This is a genomic window from Candidatus Flexicrinis affinis, from assembly GCA_016716525.1.
In the GTDB taxonomy this organism is placed as follows: domain Bacteria; phylum Chloroflexota; class Anaerolineae; order Aggregatilineales; family Phototrophicaceae; genus Flexicrinis; species Flexicrinis affinis.
Genome location: JADJWE010000001.1, coordinates 911480 through 930879, shown reverse-complemented (window position 1 = coordinate 930879; position 19400 = coordinate 911480). Strand labels below are relative to the sequence as shown.

Here is a 19400-nt window from a genome sequence, read left to right as displayed (position 1 = left end):
GCCCCCTAGTTTGCCATCCAGCGCATGTGTATCACCGTGCGCTGTTCGAAAAAGCGATATCGTTCAAGCACCGGATGGATGGTTTCGTCGTCCTTTGGATGCTCAATGGTGAGGGCGTTGCCACCGGACTGCCGCACATACGACCCGAGCAGCGCCTCGTCATCGACACCAGCGCGGCTTGGATGGATCATAAGCGACAACCGCGCGGTCGCGCCGAACGCACGCTCGACCCACATCACCGACTGTAATTGAGACGCATTCGGTTCCACGACAAGGCGGTCGAGCGAGCGCATGTTCACGAAATCGCGCAGGCCGCGCAGCAGATCCGGCCGAAACAACTCCGGCACAATCGGCCTTAGCCACCCGATCCCACCACGCTCTTCCGGCCTCAATGCCGCGGCGAGCGCCATTTCCTGCTTCCACTCGCTTCGCCGGCGGCGGCGAATGTACGGTCTCTCGGTCAGCGGCGAGTCGGGGAAGCGCAGCGAGGGGCTGCGCCTGTACGTCGTGAACGTCCGCTCCGACGCGAATCCAAGGCCTTTGTAGAGCTCGATTGCAGCAGTATTGTCATCGTCCACCTGCAGCAAAGCCTGAGTGCCCCCTTTTTCGTGGATCATCTCCATCGCGCGCAGCATCAATTGACGGGCGATCCCGCGGCGCTGATAGAGTGGATGTACACCGACATTGGCAATGATCCACGACGGCCCGATACTGCGCGGCAGTTTGGCAGGATACACCGATACGTTGCCGACCAATTTGCCGTCTTCCTCCCACACAAAACCGAGGCTGATCCCAACCGTCAGATCGTTAAGCCGCGCGAGTGGGAGCATCCCAAACGACAAGCGCGCCATCGTACGCATTTCGCGCAGTGCCGACCGGCCGCTGCTATCCATCGAGCTTGCGAAGGCAACCTCAATGAGATCGGCAAGTGGCGCCAAATCGGTGCGAATGTTTACGGGACGCAGCATCAATCGTTCGGGAACGCGGCGATTGCCGCCCTCGATCCTCCGTAGGTGCTAGAATCCCGCGAGCGCGCTCAAGTCGGCGCGTCCAGCCTGCATCGCGCTGATCGCTTGCAGCAACGCAATCCGGTTACGCCGGATGTCGGCGTCATCGGTGTTGACCAACACGCCCTTGCCGGCCTCGTCGCCAAAGAAGTGGCGCACGACCGGCACCATCGGTGCAAACGACGACAGGAACGAATCCACGTCGGGGTGCGCGTTCAACGTCGCGCGCGACTGCTGATACGCCAGATGCAGTTCACGCTCTTCGTCTTGTACGAACTTCGACTCGTCCACGATGTACCGCTGCGTCTCGCCGCGCGTAATGCGCACACAACGCGCGAAACTGTCGAGAATTCCCGCCCAGCCGTCGTCGGCCACCCACTCGGTAAGTTGTTCGACGTTGATCAGTGCGCGATACGGGTTATTCGGCGTCTCGGCAAGCACGGCGCTGATCACATCCGCCGCGAAGCCGCGGTCGCTCAGCCATACACGCAAACGCCCGGCGATGAACTCTTCGACTTGCGTGCGCACCTCAGCGCTGATCGCCACGGGCTGCACGGCGGCAGCGTCCTTGATCACGCTCGACAGGTCGAGGTCGATTTCGTGATGCGTCAAGATCTGGATGATGCCGAGGGCAGCGCGACGCAGCCCGTATGGATCCGCGGTCGACTTTGGCGCAAGCCCGACACCGAACAGTCCCACGAGGCTGTCCAACCGGTCAAGCAGCGCAAGCAGCACACCTGCCGGCGAGGCCGGCACGCTGTCATCGGCGCTGCGCGGCAGCCAGTGTTCGTAAATCGCCGCCGCGACTGGCTCCGGCTCACCGCCCAGACGTGCGTACTCGCGGCCCATCGTACCTTGCAGCGACGTCATCTCGACGACCATGCGCGTCGCCAAGTCGGCTTTCAGAATCTGCGCGGCACGCTTAGCGACCTCGACATCGGCGCGCGGTGTCGCGAGAGTTTGGGCGACGATCGGCACCAGTCGCTCGATACGCCGACTCTTGTCGAGCATCGAGCCGAGTTTCTCCTGAAACGTCAGGGTACTCAGGCGCATCAAGTAGCCGTCCAGCGGCACCTTGACGTCGTCGCGATAGAAGAACCGGGCGTCCGAGAAGCGCGCCGTGAGTACGTGCTCGTTGCCCATCTGGACAAGGTCGACGTGGTCGTGGTCGCCGTTGCGGATCGTGATGAAATACGGCAGCAGCTCGCCCGCCTCGGATTGCACGGCGAAATAGCGCTGCTTGTTGCGCATCACGTTGATCAACACATCGCGCGGCAGCGTCAGGAAGTCCGGGTCGAACGAACCGCGAACCGCAGTCGGGACTTCGATCAGGTTGACGACCTCTTGCATCAGGCCCGGATCGTCCGGCACGACGCCGCCGACCCCCGCCGCTAGATCACGGATCTGCTGGGCAATGGTGGCACGGCGCGCCTCGCGATCGAGGACCACGCCTTGCGAGGCCACGAATGCGAAGTATGCTTCCGGGTTAGCGACAGACTGTTCCGGCGATCCGTACGGGCGGATGCCACGCGTCACGCTGCCGCTGGCGACCCCGGCGAACGCGAACGGGATCACATGACCGCCGAACAGCGCGAGTATCCAGCGCAGTGGCCGGCTGAACGCCTGATTGGTCTCGTTCCAGCGCATCGACTTCGGAAACTTGATGGCGCCTACGAAAGCGGGAAGCGCCTCGGCCAATACATCGGTCGCCGGGCGTCCGGCACGCTCAACCCGCGCCATGACGTACTTGCCGCCGTCGATGTCCTCCACCGTCAGCGCCGACACGTCGATCCCGCGGCTCCGCGCGAAACCCTCGGCAGCCTTCGTCGGCGTGCCGTCGGCATTGAAGGCGCGTTCGGCGGGCGGCCCCTTCTCGACTGTGGTCTGATTCGGCTGTACGGGCTGAACACCGCGCGCATGAACCACGAGCCGGCGCGGCGTCGCCATTACACTGACACCGTCGTGTGCCAAGCGCAGATCGTCGAACAACTTGCTGGCCGACTGCTCGAGCTGTGCTTGCGCGTCGTCTACGTCTTGCGCCGGCAGTTCCTCGACCCCGATTTCGATCAGGACATCGGCCGGGGCAGTCGGCTTCGAGGCGTTGGCGGCCGGCGTCTGCAGCGCTGGCCCAGCCCATCGTTCCGCCATTTTCAGCACGGGATATCCGAGCGACTCGCGCTGCGCGACGTACGCTTTGGCGATGTTGCGCGTCATATCGCGCATGCGCCGGAAGTACGACGCGCGCTCGGTTACGCCGATCGCGCCGCGCGCATCCAGCACGTTGAACAGGTGGCTGCACTTGAGGATGTAGTCGTAGGCCGGGATGATCGCCGCGGCCTCCAGTGACCGCTTATGCTCGCCCTCGTAGATATCGTAGACCTCGCGCAGGTTTTCGACGTCCGCCAGATCGAAGTAGTAGCGGCAGTGGTCGATCTCGTCTTGCAGCATCATGTCGCGGTACTGCAGGTCGCCCAACCACTCGATGTCCCACGCACTATCGCGGCCTTGCAGCGCCAGTACGATTCGCTCGATACCATAGGTGATCTCGACAGCAGGCGGGTTCAATTCGAGGCCCCCCGCCTGCTGGAAGTACGTAAACTGCGTGATCTCTTGGCCGTCGAGCCAGACCTCCCAGCCCAGCCCCCACGCGCCAAGTGCCGGGCTCTCCCAGTTGTCTTCCACGAAGCGGATATCGTGTTCGCGTGGGTTGATCCCCAATGCTTCGAGCGACTGGAGATAGAGCTCCTGCGGGTTGCCCGGATCGGGCTTGAGGATGACCTGATACTGGTAATACTTCTGCATGCGGTTCGGGTTCTCGCCGTAACGGCCATCGTCCGGGCGCACGCTCGGCTCGACATACGCGACTCGCCACGGTTCGGGGCCCAGTACGCGCAGTAATGTGGCCGGGTTACCCGTGCCCGCGCCGACCTGAACGTTATACGGTTCCCAGATCACGCAGTCGTGCGTGGCCCAGAACTCGTGCAGCTTCAAAATGACCTGCTGGAAATTGAGGGGCTTCCCCGCCATTGGCAGACCTCAGTCCTCGTGTGGTTGGTCTCGTGGGCCATTATAAAGACGCCTGTCGGTATTGACGAGGGGCCGGTAGGTCACCCGAATTGGAATCGCCGCACGCAATCGGTATACTCACGCGTCATGCGTCGATACATCGCACAGGCATCAAAGTACCATGGCGCACGACGCCCTAATCGGCAAGCAAATCGGTGAGTTCACCGTCAAGGAAGTCGTTGGGCGCGGAGGCATGGCCACCGTTTATCGTGCCGAACAGCCCTTGATGCGTCGCGATGTCGCGCTGAAGGTCATTCGGATGAACGACGTGGCCGACAAGAACCGCGATTTTTCCGCGCGGTTTGCGTCGGAAGCCAAATTGATCGCGTCGCTTGAGCATCCCAACATCCTCCCGGTTTACAGCTACGGAATCACCGGCGAATACGCGTATCTGGCAATGCGCCTGCTGCGCGGCGGCTCGCTCGAAGACCTGCTCAAAGGCGACCCGATGCCCTACGAGCACGCCATCGGCCTGTTCCAGCAGTTCGCGCACGGGCTTGCGCTCGCCCACAGCAAGGGCATCATTCACCGCGACATCAAGCCTTCCAACATTCTGCTCGACGAGGAAGGCAATGCCTACCTGACTGACTTCGGCCTCGCCAAGCTGGTCGACGCGGAGGCGGGTTTCACCAAGACCGGTCAGATCATGGGCACGCCGGTGTATATGTCGCCCGAACAGCTCAAGGGCGAGGCCCTCGACTTCCGTTCGGACGTGTACGCGCTCGGCTGCCTCCTATACGAAATGTTGACCGGAACACCCCCATTTTCATCGTCTGACGGGGACGTCATCCCGGTCATTTTCAAACACTTGCAGACCCATCCTGACGCCCCCTCGGAGCGCAATCTGTCCCTGCCGCCGGCATTCGACTCGGTTGTCCTGCGCGCCCTCGCCAAAGCGCCGGCAGACCGGTATGCGTCGGTTCGAGATATGGCGACTGACCTCAACAGAGCCGTCGGCAAACACTCGACACTCTCGTTCCCGCGGCCAGCGGATACGGTGATCAATCGGACACAGCCGATTCAGGTGACGCAGGATCGTCTGCGTACCGGGCTAATCGTAGCGATCGTCACCTTGATCGTAGCCGTAATGGGCGTAACGCTGCTGCTGGTTCGAACAGAACAGGAACGGCAGGCCACGGCGGCCACCAACCTGGCGGCGGCGGCCACCGCGGAACAGGCGGTCGCGCTGTCTCAAACCCGAACGGCCATCGCGTCACGGCCCCGTTACGACCCGGACCAGATTCGGCTGGGTGAGAGCGGCAGGCTCGAGGACTATCTGCCGACCGAAGACGAAATCGAGATCGCGCAGTCAGTGTTCGGCACTGACGGATTTATCGCTCTCATTCCATGCAACACCTCGAGTGAGTATCACGCGGCACTGACGCGCGAACTGTCGCAGTTCGCACGCGAAGCAGGGGTTTCGACACGTGTGTACGACCCGGACAGCGACGCGTATCAACAGCTCACGCTGTTGGAGCGCGCGATCGCTGACAATGCGACAGGCATCGTGCTTTGCCCGCTGGATCTTGAGTTGATCGCACCGACTATGCAAGAAATCCGGCGCGCACGCATCCCGTTCGTCTCGCAAGCGTCCAACATGGGGCAGTATGGAGGCGTGCAAGTCCTGACGGATGCCACGCTGCTTGGTCGTGCCCCAGGCGAGTACATCGGGCAGTTGGTCTCCGATCGGTTCGATGGCGCAGCGAAGGTCGTCGTACTGACGTACGACGACTTGCCGGATGTCAAGGAACGCGCCGACGGCATGATCGAAGGCTTACTCGAGTTTGCGCCAGGCGCCGAGATTGTCGCACGCGTGCTGGGCGGCACACCTGACTGGGCGCGAGAGTCGATCGAGACGCTGCTCAACGACGGTACCGAGTTCAACGTAATTCTCACCATTAACGATGCCGGGGGCTTCGGTGCGTTGGAAGCGCTTGAGGCGGCCGGAGTGCCATACGATGACGTACTCATCGGCAGCGTCGACGCCGAGGTGCTGGCACAGCGCTACATCCGCGAAGGCAAGTATTTCAAGGCAACGGTCGAGGCGGGGCGCACGGTGTACGCCTCTGCGGCAGTATCAGTTATGATGAAAATGCTTGCGGGTGCGTCCGTCCCGGAATTCACCTTTATCCCGCCGGGCGAACTGATGACCGCTGACACACTCCAGTCCGAACCGTAAGGGTGAGAACAGTAAACGGGATCCCATGTTTCAACTCGATCCGAAACTTCTGGACGCCGTAGGTTCGCTCAGCGGCGACATTCGGTATTTGGGTTCACTGCTCGGTCTGGTCATCCGAGAACAGCACGGGCAGGAAGCGTTCGACCTCGTTGAAGAAACTCGGATGTCGGCCAAGGCGCGCCGCGCCGGCGAAGACTCAGAGACCGATCGCTTGCTTGAACGCATGCGGAGGCTTCCGCTAGAACACAAGCGCATCTTGATCAAAGCGTTCGCCAACTACTTTCAGCTCATCAACATTGCGGAAGATCACCAGCGCGTGCGCGTGCTGCGCGAGCGCGAAGCGGCCGGCACGCTCGCTGAAACGATCGACTCTGCTCTCCTCGACCTAAAGCATGCCGGCAGTGACGCCGCGGCAGTCGAACGACTACTACACTCCGTACGCGTGCGCTTGGTCTTTACAGCCCACCCTAGCGAAGCCAAACGGCAGGAAGTGCTGATCAAACTCGCGGACGTCAGTGAGCTGCTGTCGGCGCTGGAGCGCCAAACTCTGCTGCCTCGTGAGCAGACGCAGGTGACGCGCGACATCCTGCGCCGAATCGAACAGCTTTGGCAGACGCGCCCCAACCGCGCCCAACGCGCGACCGTGATGGACGAGGTCGAGTTCGGCCTATTCTTCATCACGCGCTTTGTGATGGACGTGACGGTGGACCTGCATCTCGACCTCCTCGACAGCCTGAACCGGCATTTTCCTCTTCACGACTGGTCGGGCACAGCCCCGCTGATCCAGTTCGCCTCGTGGATTGCTGGCGACCGCGACGGCAATCCGAACGTCACGCCGGACGTTACGCGTGAGGCGCTTAACGTCATGCGTGAACGGGCGCGCACGGTGTATCAGGCTGAGGTCGAGTACCTGCGGGACCGGCAGACTCAGTCACTGGACGAAGCCCCAGTGTCTGAAGAACTGCTGCTGCGGCTCGGTATATCGAACCCATTCACTGGCCGCTATGCCGGCGAAATGTACCGTCAATATCTGCAGCGCATCAGCGACCGGCTAGCGAATGGCCAGTATCGCCGCAGCGACGAGCTGCTCGACGACTTGCAGGTCATGTGGGATAGCCTCTATCACAATCGCGGCGTGCATGCCGCCGAGGGTACGCTCAAGCGGCTGATGCTCAAAGTCCGCCTGTTCGGGATGCATCTCGCACCGCTCGAAATCCGCGAGGATGCCCGCCTACAGACCGCAGCCTTGACCGAAGTCTTTCGTCGCTATCACATGGCGGACAATTATGCAGAAATGCCCGAGCCCGAGCGCATCGCCCTGCTGACGCGCGAAATCGACAATTCGCGCCCGCTGCTGCCAGTTCAGCTTGCCTTCAGCGACGCGACAAATCGTGTGATCGCCACTTGGCGCATGATCGCGGACATCCACGCGCAGCACAGCCCGCGCGCGATCGATACGGTGATTGCCAGCATGTCGCAGAACCAGAGCGACGTTCTCGCCATGCTGCTGCTGGCGCGCGAGGTCGGTATCGCCGATCATGTCGACATCGTGCCGCTGTTTGAGACCGTAGAAGACTTGCAGCGGTCGAAAGCGGTGATGCAGGGGTTGTTCGACAATCCGGTCTACTCCCGCTATCTCGATAAGCGCGGGCGCATTCAACAGGTCATGATCGGGTATTCCGATAGCAATAAGGACGGCGGATACGTCGCGTCGAACTGGAACCTGTATCAGGCACAGCGCGAACTGGCTGAACTGTGCGCGCAGAACAACGTAACGCTATGCCTGTTCCACGGGCGCGGCGGAAGCATCGGGCGCGGCGGCGGCCCGACTAATCGTGCTATCCTCGCGCAGCCCCCCGGCTCGATGACCGGGCCGATCAAGATTACCGAACAGGGCGAGGTCATCGCCTACCGGTATGGCAATCCCGACATCGCCTACCGTCACCTCCAGCAGGTCGTGAATGCGTCCATCCTCGCCATCGGAGCGCCGCAGAACGGGATCGACCCGCATTGGTTTTCGGTAATGGACACGCTGTCGGAGCTGAGCCGCGCGCACTACCGCAAGTTCGTCTACGAGACGCCGTCTTTTCTGACCTACTGGCACGAAGCCACGCCGATCAACGAGCTTGCCCAGCTTCCCATAGGCTCGCGGCCCGCGAAGCGCAGCAAGGGCGGCTTCGAGTCAATTCGGGCGATCCCGTGGGTGTTTAGCTGGATGCAGAGCCGCGCGATCATCCCGAGCTGGTACGGTGTCGGGCATGCGTGCAAGACATTCTGCGGCGACTCCCCTGACGGCGAAACGACCTTGCAGACGATGTACGAGCGCTGGCCGTTCTTCAAGGCGCTGATCGATAACGTACAGCTCGACGTCGTGAAGGCCGATATGGGGATCGCCCGTTTGTACAGCGGCCTTGTGAGCGACGCCAAGCTGCGCGACGAGATCTTCAACAAGATCGAAAGCGAGCACGCGCAAACGTGCGACTGGATTTGCCGCATCACAGGCCAAACGAGCGTGCTCGAAAAAGCACCATTGATGCAGCGCTCGATCGACCGGCGCAACCCGTACGTCGATCCGCTCAACTTCATTCAGGTTGCGCTGCTGGCCGACCTGCGCATGATGCACCCGGATCTGCCCGCCTATGACGATACGCTGCAAGCCGTCCTCGCGACCGTGAACGGCATCGCGGCGGGGATGAAGACGACCGGATGATCCCAACAGGGTTGGCGCCGCAGTTGGCGCGGCACTTGCCGCGTCTGCTGCTTGCGATCCTCTGGGCCATCGGCGCAGAGGTGCTGCTGTGGTCGTATCCGCCCGATCGTTCGGTCATAGACTGGATCCTGACCCTTGCCGGATACGGCGTGCTGGCATACGCCCTCGTCGATCTTGCCATCCGCTGGCGGCTTCGCGACTTGTATGGCGTCGCACCGCTCGGTGGTCTAGCCGCCCTGCTCTACGCACTCGTCGTCAATCCGCAGTTCACGCTGATCGACATTCCGCGTACGTTGGTTACCCGTGCGATGGGCAGCCACGCACTACTGTTCATGGGAATGCTGCTGCTGTGGTTGGTTATGCTGCGCGCGGTGCCGCTGCAGCGTCTGCTTGTCCCGCTTGCAGCGTTGATCGGCGTGTGCTGGGGAACATGGGTACGTTACGCGCCTATTCTGACCGACATCCCCGGCCCGACTCTCACCGATCCGACGCTTTTCCTCATCGTCGGCATCGGGGTGGTCGCCTTGATCGGAGGTGTTGGCCTGATCGGATCGCGGACGCCGCTAGCGCGCGGCGAAGCACTCCTCATGCAGCCCGCTGAAGCCGTGGTCGTGGGATTCGCAGCCATCGCGCTCGTCTATCGTCAGCTCGACCTCGGCGCGATCGATCTCGAGTCGCGCGGGTTGGTGGTCGGATTGATCGGGCTGTGCCTCGCCATGCTGTGGTTTCGCAAGGATACGTCCTACGGCTATCTGGTCGGGGACGTCCGCGTCGACCCCCCGTGGGGGACGTGGTTCGCTGGCATGATGGCGTTCCTGATCGGCGCGAGCGTGGCGTTTTCCGCGCCGATCATTGGCGACGACTCGATCAATCAGGTCGCGGCAATTGCGGCGCTGTTCACGCTGTTCGGCGCGATCTGGCTCCCCGGCGTGTCTGTGATTCTCGGGCTGCGGGCCGTGCTGCGACAAGTATCGTCCACGCCGCTGTAGTCCTCACACGATGCCGTTGAACGGCTCGAAGCGCACGCGAGCGCCGAGCGCGCCGTCGAGCATTACGCGAACTTCGCCCCCGTCTTCGAGCCATCCCGGCGGCCCGCCGATACGCACAGGCTGGCGCAAATCGTGCGCGGGTAGCTCTATCACACGCACGTCGCCGCCAGCGCGCTGGAGGTGAATCTCGACGCGATGCGGGTCGTCCAATTCGCCGGGCCAGAACGTGACGAGCATACCGTCGGCGGTGGGCAGTACGCGATCTACGTAGGCGCTTCTGCGAAAGAACAACGCAAAGTCGGCCCGTGCGACGATGTGCTGGCGCCACTGATCCCGGGCGGTATCTGTCAATTGGCTCTTCAGCGTTTCCGCCTCGGCGTCGCTTCGGCACCAGATGAGCTGCAGCGATTCCAATGTCAAGGGAGACGGTACAAGCACCTGAGCGCGCCGGCTGCGCAGCACTTCGTCTTTCTCCGCCGGTTTCGGTGCTTCGTCATGATAGATCAGTTCGAACGGCATCTCAGCCAGCGCACCGGATGTCGCTGACGAGCGCTTGACGACCTGTGGGTCGCCCGACGTAAAGCGGGCCGCAGGTAGGCAAATGGTCGACTCGAGGTCGAACAGCAGGCACACCGGCACCGCGATGCGCTCAGGGTGCGGCGTACCCTGCAGCACACCCTCGCGGAACCACATATCCGGCGTTCGCGGGCGAAAGTACAGGCCCAACGTGTCGTCTTGCGAGCGGCGCGTTCCGCGCGCACGTGGCGCTGTCAGCTTGCCCTGATTCAGCACGCTCGCCACCGCTTCGATGTCGAGATAGTGAAACAGGAAGTACGTCCACCACGACCGTCCGCCCAGCCATGGCTCGCGCCGCAGATCGGCGAGGGCCCGCCTGAAGGCTGGCGCATCGCGTTTTTCTGGAACAGAAAGCCGGCGCAGCCGCGACGGACGAAATACAGAGCGCCCGGCCTCTGGCACGTCGTCGCCACCCAAGGCTGCGAACGCGCGCCCCACATTGAGGTCGCTCAAGAGGTCGCGCAGGCGCTCGGCATATTGAGAAGGCTGCGAAAAGTCGAGCCGGTTGAGATGTTCGAGGTGCAGCGGAATCTCCGCGTCCAACTGCACCAGCAGCGGAATGATGCGCTTGCCCTTGCGCTGGAGCCGCATCTGTTCGGCTCGGCAGTACGTCGACTGAAACGACTTGTGGCTGCACAGCGCCAGCCCTACGTCGCAGCTCTCGATCACGCGCTCGATTGTGCGCGCCCAGTTGTCCCCGCCCTGAATATCGGCGACATCCATCCAGGCCGTTAAGCCCGCCGCGCGCAGGTCGTCGCGCAGGCGCAGCGCGAGCGCTTTGGCGTCATCACGGGCGTACGAGATGAAGATGCGTGCGCCGGCCTCGATCATGGCGCGACCTCCACCGCGAGGATTGTCGTGCCTTTGGGCGCGGGCGGCGTGAAGAGCAGCGCATCCGATTCTGCGCGGCCGCTCATCGTGCCGCGCACGGTCGATAGGTAGCCGAGTTGAGCAAGCACAGGAAACACATAGGATGCTGCCTGCTCCATGCCGCCCGTCAATTGATGCGGGAAGACAAGCCGTGCGTGTAACGCCTGTGTCCAAAAGTCGCTCAGCACGGCGGACGAGAACGCATAAGCCGGTCCGCGATCCGGCGTCACGACGAGCCGGCGTACCCGTGCGCCAGTCTCAACCGCAGCGCGAAACGCCTCCCCGCTTGGGGTGCTGAACTTCCCGTATACGGTACGTATCACGCGGCCGAGGTCGCGCCAGAACTGCTCGAACGGCGGCCGAAAATGCGTATGAGTGACGCGCTGTTCGATCTGGCGGACTCCGCGCCGCATGTCCGTCGGATGGTTGTGATGGACGTACACCGGAATGGGCAGCGGGTCGAGATAGGTGTCAAGCAAAGGGCGCACACCCTCGTCCCAGTTCAGTTCTGCGCTGGCGAAACGTGGTAACGCGAGTGACGGAATAGCGAGATCGGGCCAGCGGTCGGCCAGCTTCTGAAGTCCTGCCTCGAGCATGTCCGCATCAGCAGCAGAGCGCCAATGCCGCCGGATCGGCAGCGCGAGGATGTCGACGCCATCGCCACGCAGGTACAGCAGCGATCCCGGCTTCATGTCCCCGACTTCGCAGGCAAGGCGATACTGCGCCAGCGCAGAGGGGAAAAACCGCTTGAAGTCAGCGGCCACCTCAGTGCTGGCCGCCCCTGCCGTGCTGACTGGCATGATCCAGACATCGGCCGGGCTTAGAAACAGGTCGGCGTGCAGGTCAATAAGCATCGTCACCCCCTGTTGAGTATCTTAAAGGACGTTTCGCCGGTACACAACAAACAAGGGCAGGCACCTCACAGTGCCTGCCCTTGTCATTGGGGTTATCTGACGGGACGCGCAGGTTTACCCGGCGACCTCGGTCGTATCATCTGATGCCGGGAAGCCGAGGCCGGTCGAGAGGTTGAACGTGCGCGCGACCTCTGCGGCATCGGTCACCGCAGCGACGGTCGGTTCGGTCGTCAGAAGGTCGACGTCGAAGTTCTGCACGCGCACCGTAGCGACGCGCAGCGTGTCGTCGGCGTCGTTAAGCAGAACGGTGACGGCGCTCTGTGGTTCGCCCTCGAGCGTACGATACGCGTATGAGACGGCGAAGCCGCTGCCGCCATTACGCTCGACGGCCTCAACCGTGCGGATTTCGGCATCTGGGCGCAGCGCCGCGACAAATTCGCGGGCGGCATCCTCGTCGGCAATCACCGTACCGGCGACGCTCTCGATGCGCAGCACGCCCTGTCCCGAACCTTCGATCGTGACCGGCTCGCCGGGGCCGCCATCGCGCAGAATCCAGTTGTTCGGATACCGGATAACCACGTTGTCTTCTGCACTGTAGTAGCCGTTCCACTGGATCGGCGTACCCTCATAGAGTTCGACCGGAGCAATCGAGCCCTCGGCCTTGGCCAACAGATCGAGCAGCAGCGCACGCGCATTGCTCGGCGTGACCACGCGCGTAACGTAGATCTGGCCGTCGCCGGTCAGTCTTGCGACGTGGCGGGCGAGATACGGCTGGGAGCGCAGCGTAAGTTCGAAGTCGATCACCACGGCATTCCGCTCAGTGTCGAGCGTGCGATCGACCTCCGCCCAACTGTTGTACCGGCTCCAGCCACGCTGAAGCGTGTTCTGGTCGTAGCGCGCGCTCAAGTCCTGCAGGTTAGCAGGCGGCTCGGCCGGGTATTCGACGTACGTCTCGATGATGCTGAGGGCTTCGTTGTTCTCGAAGTTAACCTGAACTTGCGTCCCGTTGTTCGACGGACGCGCAGGCTCCCATCCATCCGGGTAGTTCACGAGAAACAACGCAGACGGATGCAGGTACACGTTGTCAAAGGTAATGGCCGACAAATCCGCCGGTGGCGGTGGGAGGGTCGGCTGAGGTGTTGCTGTCGGCTCAATGACCTGCTGTGGGGCCGTCTGCGGGGCAAGTGCCGGCAGAATCGCGGTCAGCCCCATCAGGCCCGCCATAACGATCGCAAAGATTGCGTAAGTGCGCTGTCTGCGCCGAGTATCCATCGAACGTGGCTCCGGTTTTGCGTGGAAGGTCTGTCGGTATCCAAACGCGGGCCATGATAGCGGACTTTTCCTCGCGTGTTAAGGTTGTCATCCGGTCTGGCGCATATCCAGTGAAGGGCTACAATGCAGCGACACGACAATGTCGATCGGGTGCGATGAAGACTCTCACGACGCGTATTGGGCTGGCTGCCGCCGCGCTGGCGATGGCCGGGTGTGCTGCCTTTGCCGGCGAAGATACGGCTGCGACGCTATCGGCGCGCAACGTGGCGGCGGCCGCCGAACTGACAACTCTAGGCGACATGATGACCGCCGAAGCAAGCGGGATGGTCGAGAGCGTATCCGCGCTCGCCACCGAATCTGCGGCGGGCGCCGGGATCAATGTGCAGTTGGTCGCCACGCTCATGCTGATCGTGACCCCGACGCCGGAATTGGAGGGCAGTACGTTCGACCCGTCGGCGATCACCGGGCCGATCGAAGTCGGGCAGCGCCTGTACGTCTCGACCGGGGCAACGACCATCGTAGACTCTGCGACCGGATGCGTGCTTGAACCGCGGGCGCGCTTTGGCCCCGGTGAGCCACGCCTGTACGGCACATGGATTGCCTATAATCTGCGCGCAGGGACGGTATTTCGCACGCAGTGGTATCGCGATGACGAACTCGTGTTTACCGATGCATGGACAGCCCCCCGCGATCAGGAACAAATCTGCATCTGGTTCTACGTCACGCCACAGGATGTCGAATTCCTACCGGGCCGGTGGCAAGTCCGTCTATTCGCTGATGAAGTCAACGCAGCAACGCCGATCGAGTTCCTCATCGAAGGCGATATGATGGAGGGTTAGCGCGCCGGCGGTCGCTGTGCTACGATCTTGGCGCGCGTGTCGTTAAGGAACGTTCAGTGAGACTCCGCTGGTTGCTCGTGGCCTGTCTCGTAGTGCTCGCCGCCGTGGCGATGCTTCTGCCGCTCAGCGCCCAAACCCCGCCACCGATCACCCCACTGCCTCAGTCGAGTATTCTGCTGGTGCAGGACGCTTTCGTGCGCGGGGGTCCCGGCGAGTTCTACATCCCCGTCGGGCAGGTCGTGCCCGGCGCCGTGTTAATTCCCGTCAGCCGCAACGAAGACGCGACGTGGGTGCTGCTGCGGTACAACCGCGGCTTTGGGTGGATTCGCCGCGATCTCGTACTGTGGGCTGTCGATGTGGACGAGCTGCCGGTGATCGGGCCCAACGTCACTCCAACAATCGAACCGGGGCCGGCCACAGCGACCTTGTTCTTCCCGACCAACACGCCGGAAGGCGATTACGTCCGCGTATCGGCCGTGAGCGCTTACCTGCGCGCCGGTCCGGGCATTACCTACTTGCGCTTGGGCCAGTTGTATCCGGGTGAACCACTCGAGCCCGTCGGTCGCAACGAGAACTCCACGTGGGTCATGATCCGCGACAGCGAAGGTTTCGCGTGGATTCGCGCCGATCTTGCGTACTGGACGAGCGATCTCGAAGCGCTGCCTGTCCTGAATGAGAACCGACTCACCCCGACGCTGACGTTCACGCCGTCGAATACGACGACGTCTACCCATACCCCAACCGATACTCCGACTCCGACGCCGACGTTTACCGCGTCGAACACCGCGACGGCAACCCCGTCACCGACCAACTCGCCCACCCAGACGTTCACACCGACAGCGACGGATACTGCGACGGCCACGCCAACATCGACACCAACCGACACGGCAACCGCGACCGAGTCGCCTTCCGCAACGGCGACGATCACTCCGTCCGCGACGGCGACCGAGACGTCAACCGCGACTGCCACCGACTCGCCGACCATTACGCCATCCGCCACTGACACGGCGACGTCAACGGCGACCGACACACCCACTGAGACCCCCTCAGCGACGCCGACGGTGACCAACACGGCGACCACCACACCCGATCAGACGGGCACCGCGGCTGCCGTGTTCCAGTCTGCGCTGCTGCAAACAGCATCGGCCGAGCCCACGTCGACGCTGACGTCGACCGTAACCGACACGCCTACAGAAACTCCATCGCTAACGGCCACCGCATCGCCGAGCGATACCGCGACGGCCACTGCGACACAGTCGCCCACCGAAACCGCAACAGCCACATTCACCCCGACATCTGAGCCGACGAATACCCCAACCGAGACAGCCACCGAGCAGGCATCGGCAACGCCAACGGAAATGGCAACTGATACGCCGCTTCCAACGGCGACTGTGGATGTCTCACAGACGGCTGAACGCGCCCTTTCGGTAGGACAAACCGAAACGTCTGCGGCAAATGAGGCGGCCACGCCTGCGCTATCGGAGACGCCGGTCCCGTCGAGCACACCCTCACCAGCGCCGCCCACGGCAACCGATACACCGACCGATATCCCGCCTTCGCCTACGGCGACGCTGACGGAACCTCCGGCAGCGACAGACACGCCAACAGACGTTCCGGCCACGGCGACTGAGACGCCAACTGAGCCTCCCGTTGCGACTGCGACCGAGGACGTGACGTTAGCAGCGCCATCGGAGACGCCAGCCCAGACTGAAATCGCGGCGGTGATCACCGTTACGCCGCCCCCTGTTGGTCCGACTCCCGTGCCATCTCAATCGTCGCCGTCGGGTGACGACAGCGGCGGTATTCGGCCAGAGCTTGTGTTCGCCGGGCTTGGCCTGCTGTTGATCGTCGGCTACGTGTGGCTTTACTTGCGCGGGGCTGCTGCCGCAGGCCGCTACGCCGCCGGTTTCGTTGTCGACACGTGCCCGGTGTGTGGAGAGGGCAAACTGCACATCGAGGCGCGCAGCGAGCGCTCGATGGGCATTCCGACCACGAAGCACGTCGTGCGCTGCGACAACTGCCGTTCGGTCTTGCGTGAAGTCGGGCGCGACCGCTGGCGCTATGCAGTAGACCGCACCGCCAACCCGCGCATGTACGATCGCCTCAACAACCGCGAACTGGGCGAAGCCACGATCAGGCGCCTAGCCGAACGAGGGCTCGATGACCTGCCGCCCGGAAGCGAGCCGCCCCGGATCGAGGATGAGCCCGGATAGCCCAATGCCGATGATCGAATGCGTCCCGAACTTCAGCGAGGGGCGGCGCAAAGAGATTGTCTCGGCGATTGTCGACGCCATGCGTGTCCCCGGTGCCAGCATCATCGACGTATCCAGCGACGCCGATCACAATCGCTCCGTAGTGACTCTCGTCGGCGGCCTCGACGCCGTTGCCGAGGCGGCATTTCGCGGCGTCAAGGAAGCGGCGGCTCTGATCGATATGCGCCGACAGTCGGGCGTGCATCCACGCATCGGCGCGGCCGACGTCGTGCCGCTGATTCCGCTGCGTGACGTCTCGCTCGCGGAGTGCGCCACCGCCGCCCGAACGTTGGGTGCACGCGTCGGCGCCGAACTTGGGCTGCCGGTGTTTCTCTACGACGCGGCAGCGCTCCGGCCCGATCGGGTCACACTGCCGCAGGTGCGCCGCGACCCGTACGAGGCGCTCGTCGAGACGATCGCTTCCGACCCGAGTCGCACACCGGACTACGGTCCAGCCGTGCTTGGAACGGCGGGCGCCGTTGCGGTCGGCGCGCGCGGACCGTTGATCGCCTTCAACGCGTATCTGGATACGGGCGATGTGTCGGTCGCGCAGGAAATCGCGCGTGAGATTCGCGAGTCCGGGGGCGGTATGCCAAGCGTACGGGCGCTGGGACTGCTCGTTAACGGCACCGCGCAGGTCTCGATGAACCTGATCGACTTCCGCGTAACCGGCATGCTAACTGCATTGGACGCCGTGCGCCAAGCTGCTGCGGCGCGCGGCCATCGAGTTGAACGCACGGAGTTGATCGGACTCGCGCCACTGCGCGCCCTAGTCGATGCGGCCCTGTCCGCCTTACAATTGCCGGCGGCCGCGGCCGATCTCATCCTTGAGGCGCGCATCGGCCGAACAACCGGAGACTATCGTCCTGTTCCCTTCGAGTAATTGATGCGTCGTCTCATATTCTGCGTCTGCGTGCTGATTCTGGCCGGGTGCCGGCCTGAGCAGGCCGCGACGGCGGTGCGTGTCACCGTCCCCCCTACCGTGCAAGGTGTCGCGCTCGCGACACCGATCCCCACCACCAGCGTTCCGCCGACGCTCACCTATACCCCGACACCAACACGTACGGCGACCCACACGGCAACCGCGACCGCGACGGCATCACTAACGCCGGTTCCGACGGATACGCTGACTCCGTCGCTCACGCCGACGCTGGCCCCAGTGGATATGTTCGCGTTTCAGCGGCCGTTCACACGCGAGCAAGTCGACTACGTCGACCGCACATATCCATACGGCATGGGCGAATTGCGCGGCTTGCCCATCCATCATGGCGTGGACATCCAGAACCCGCGCGGCACGCCGATTCTGGCGGTCGCAGACGGCACGGTGTATTACGCCGGCGACGACCGGACGCGACTGTTTGGCCCGATCCCGAACTACTACGGCAATCTCGTGATTCTGATGCACGACATCTTGTCTCTCGACGGACTGCCGGTTTATACACTGTACGGGCACATGCAGCGCGTCGACGTCGAAACCGGAGAGCGGGTCGCGGCTGGCGACAAGATCGGCGTGGTCGGCGGTACCGGTGTCGCGTTCGGCCCGCACTTGCACCTCGAGGTGCGCGTGGGCAACCCGGACAGCTTCGGATCGTCTCGCAATCCGGACTGGTGGATTCTGCCTTATCCCGGCTATGGGATGATCGCCGGGCGCGTGCGCAATCCGGACGGAACAATCCCGACTGAACTCACGGTAATCGTACGGCGTGCTGGGTTAACCGGCGGCATTCCGCGCTATGCCTACACATATTCTGCAGATCCGCTCATCAATCGGGATCCGGCCTGGCGCGAGGATTTCACGTTGGGCGACCTCGAGGCCGACGACTACGACGTGATCGTCAGCGAGACGAACGGACGCATCCGCTTCCGCGAGACGGTCGTGGTCGAGGCGGGGCGTACCACTTGGGTTGACATCACGCTTCACCCGTAGGCTTCAGCTGCGACACCGCCACAGGCTGTGCGGCGCGCACCATCGCCAACATGCGCGGTGCTTCACGCGCGATCACGTCGGCTCGGCTGCGCCAGCGGAACGGCTCTCCGACGCCGCCGTACTCGCACGAGACTGACCACGGCTTGGACCAATTCCCGCTCTGCACGTTGTCCAGCGCCCACTGCAGCAGATCCCAATCTTCGTCGCGCATTGGCATGTGATCGACGCGCGTACCTCGCGGGCTGTAACCGAGGCCGGTAATGTGGATTTCGCGCAAGCGGTGGACAGGCAGCCGACTCATGTATACGCGCGGATCGATGGCCCAATGCTCGGCGACGCGGCGCGCGTGGCCGATGTCCAGCAGCAGCCCGACGCCGGCTTCCTCGATCACCTCGCTGATGAACTCCGGTTCGACGCCGATCGCGGCCTTGTCGCTGCTCGAGTGCTCGGGGTACGGCACGTTCTCCGCAATAACGGCGTCCGGCCCGAACCGTTCGGAGAGTTGGTCAAACGAGCGCCGCACCGCGTCCTTGGCGGCCTTCCGGTCGCTCGGCAGTGGGTATAGCGCCGCTGACGGACCAATGTGTGTGTTGACGAACGGTGTGTCCGTTTCCTGCCGGAACTTGGCAACGCTGTCGAGCAAGGCGGCCGCGAGCAGCCCCTGCCCCGCCATGAGTTTGAAGTGCACGTAGACCTGCCCGTATGCGCTGGCCTCAGCGATCATGTCGGGCCACTCCGGGCACTTGATGCGATCGACCTCGATTTCGCCCGATCGCAGCAGGGCCGCCATCTCCGTGGAATAGTTGAGGGAGAACAGCATAGTCACCTCGTGTACGTGTTCGAAGGCCAGCATAGCATA

Annotated in this window: 13 protein-coding genes; 7 read left to right on the top strand and 6 right to left on the bottom strand. The window is 63.1% G+C overall.

All coding sequences use genetic code 11. The features are described from left to right. Positions 1–5: 5 nt before the first annotated feature. The gene (locus IPM16_03940) at positions 6–968 is read right to left on the bottom strand and encodes a GNAT family N-acetyltransferase (protein MBK9122262.1); all 963 of its coding nucleotides are present in this window, start codon (positions 966–968) and stop codon (positions 6–8) included. A 48-nt stretch (positions 969–1016) separates the two neighbouring features. Beyond that, complete coding sequence (locus IPM16_03935; GenBank protein MBK9122261.1) at positions 1017–4034, bottom strand: glycine--tRNA ligase subunit beta; 3018 nt, start codon at positions 4032–4034, stop codon at positions 1017–1019. Between the two features lie 160 nt (positions 4035–4194). On the opposite strand from IPM16_03935, the gene IPM16_03930 reads away from it, so the two are divergent. Genes IPM16_03930 through IPM16_03920 form a run of 3 tightly spaced genes read left to right on the top strand, consistent with a single transcriptional unit; the run spans position 4195 to position 9951 of the window. After that, on the top strand, positions 4195–6252 hold the full coding sequence (locus IPM16_03930; protein ID MBK9122260.1) for a protein kinase: 2058 nt from the start codon (positions 4195–4197) through the stop codon (positions 6250–6252). Positions 6253–6277: 25 nt separating this feature from the next. Next, positions 6278–8962: a phosphoenolpyruvate carboxylase gene (ppc, locus tag IPM16_03925; protein MBK9122259.1), complete on the top strand. Its 2685-nt coding sequence runs from the start codon at positions 6278–6280 to the stop codon at positions 8960–8962. Next, positions 8959–9951, top strand: a complete 993-nt coding sequence (locus tag IPM16_03920) for a hypothetical protein (GenBank protein MBK9122258.1) — start codon at positions 8959–8961, stop codon at positions 9949–9951. Before ppc ends, IPM16_03920 begins: the two co-directional genes overlap by 4 nt. A gap of 3 nt (positions 9952–9954) precedes the next feature. On the opposite strand, the gene IPM16_03915 is transcribed toward IPM16_03920, so the two are convergent. The 3 genes from IPM16_03915 to IPM16_03905 all read right to left on the bottom strand — a co-directional run bounded on the left by IPM16_03915 (position 9955) and on the right by IPM16_03905 (position 13523). Then, entirely contained in the window at positions 9955–11358 is a 1404-nt protein-coding gene (locus IPM16_03915; protein ID MBK9122257.1) for a DUF4433 domain-containing protein, read from the bottom strand. Then, positions 11355–12251, bottom strand: a complete 897-nt coding sequence (locus IPM16_03910; protein MBK9122256.1) for a hypothetical protein — start codon at positions 12249–12251, stop codon at positions 11355–11357. Before IPM16_03910 ends, IPM16_03915 begins: the two co-directional genes overlap by 4 nt. 114 nt (positions 12252–12365) lie before the next feature. Beyond that, positions 12366–13523, bottom strand: coding sequence for a hypothetical protein (locus tag IPM16_03905; GenBank protein MBK9122255.1), 1158 nt, complete (start codon positions 13521–13523; stop codon positions 12366–12368). Positions 13524–13678: 155 nt separating this feature from the next. Here IPM16_03905 and IPM16_03900 point away from each other — a divergent pair, with 155 nt between their 5' ends. Genes IPM16_03900 through IPM16_03885 form a run of 4 tightly spaced genes read left to right on the top strand, consistent with a single transcriptional unit; the run spans position 13679 to position 18541 of the window. Beyond that, positions 13679–14362: a hypothetical protein gene (locus tag IPM16_03900; protein ID MBK9122254.1), complete on the top strand. Its 684-nt coding sequence runs from the start codon at positions 13679–13681 to the stop codon at positions 14360–14362. Positions 14363–14418: 56 nt separating this feature from the next. Beyond that, a complete protein-coding gene (locus IPM16_03895; protein MBK9122253.1) occupies positions 14419–16575 on the top strand; it encodes a hypothetical protein in 2157 nt (718 codons plus the stop codon). Positions 16576–16579: 4 nt separating this feature from the next. After that, positions 16580–17497 carry a glutamate formimidoyltransferase gene (gene ftcD / locus IPM16_03890; GenBank protein MBK9122252.1) on the top strand — a complete coding sequence of 306 codons (918 nt, stop codon included), beginning with the start codon at positions 16580–16582 and terminating at the stop codon, positions 17495–17497. A gap of 3 nt (positions 17498–17500) precedes the next feature. Beyond that, entirely contained in the window at positions 17501–18541 is a 1041-nt protein-coding gene (locus IPM16_03885) for a peptidoglycan DD-metalloendopeptidase family protein (GenBank protein ID MBK9122251.1), read from the top strand. Here the strand turns inward: IPM16_03885 and IPM16_03880 are convergent. Then, positions 18525–19394 carry a DUF692 family protein gene (locus IPM16_03880; GenBank protein MBK9122250.1) on the bottom strand — a complete coding sequence of 290 codons (870 nt, stop codon included), beginning with the start codon at positions 19392–19394 and terminating at the stop codon, positions 18525–18527. The genes IPM16_03885 and IPM16_03880 overlap by 17 nt on opposite strands. Positions 19395–19400: the final 6 nt, after the last annotated feature.

Bases quoted from the DNA above. Each gene is read 5' to 3' on its own strand.
- IPM16_03940 (MBK9122262.1), bottom strand. From the start codon at position 968: ATGCTGCGTCCCGTAAACATTCGCACCGATTTGGCGCCACTTGCCGAT.
- IPM16_03935 (MBK9122261.1), bottom strand. From the start codon at position 4,034: ATGGCGGGGAAGCCCCTCAATTTCCAGCAGGTCATTTTGAAGCTGCAC.
- IPM16_03930 (MBK9122260.1), top strand. From the start codon at position 4,195: ATGGCGCACGACGCCCTAATCGGCAAGCAAATCGGTGAGTTCACCGTC.
- ppc (MBK9122259.1), top strand. From the start codon at position 6,278: ATGTTTCAACTCGATCCGAAACTTCTGGACGCCGTAGGTTCGCTCAGC.
- IPM16_03920 (MBK9122258.1), top strand. From the start codon at position 8,959: ATGATCCCAACAGGGTTGGCGCCGCAGTTGGCGCGGCACTTGCCGCGT.
- IPM16_03915 (MBK9122257.1), bottom strand. From the start codon at position 11,358: ATGATCGAGGCCGGCGCACGCATCTTCATCTCGTACGCCCGTGATGAC.
- IPM16_03910 (MBK9122256.1), bottom strand. From the start codon at position 12,251: ATGCTTATTGACCTGCACGCCGACCTGTTTCTAAGCCCGGCCGATGTC.
- IPM16_03905 (MBK9122255.1), bottom strand. From the start codon at position 13,523: ATGGATACTCGGCGCAGACAGCGCACTTACGCAATCTTTGCGATCGTT.
- IPM16_03900 (MBK9122254.1), top strand. From the start codon at position 13,679: ATGAAGACTCTCACGACGCGTATTGGGCTGGCTGCCGCCGCGCTGGCG.
- ftcD (MBK9122252.1), top strand. From the start codon at position 16,580: ATGCCGATGATCGAATGCGTCCCGAACTTCAGCGAGGGGCGGCGCAAA.
- IPM16_03885 (MBK9122251.1), top strand. From the start codon at position 17,501: ATGCGTCGTCTCATATTCTGCGTCTGCGTGCTGATTCTGGCCGGGTGC.
- IPM16_03880 (MBK9122250.1), bottom strand. From the start codon at position 19,394: ATGCTGGCCTTCGAACACGTACACGAGGTGACTATGCTGTTCTCCCTC.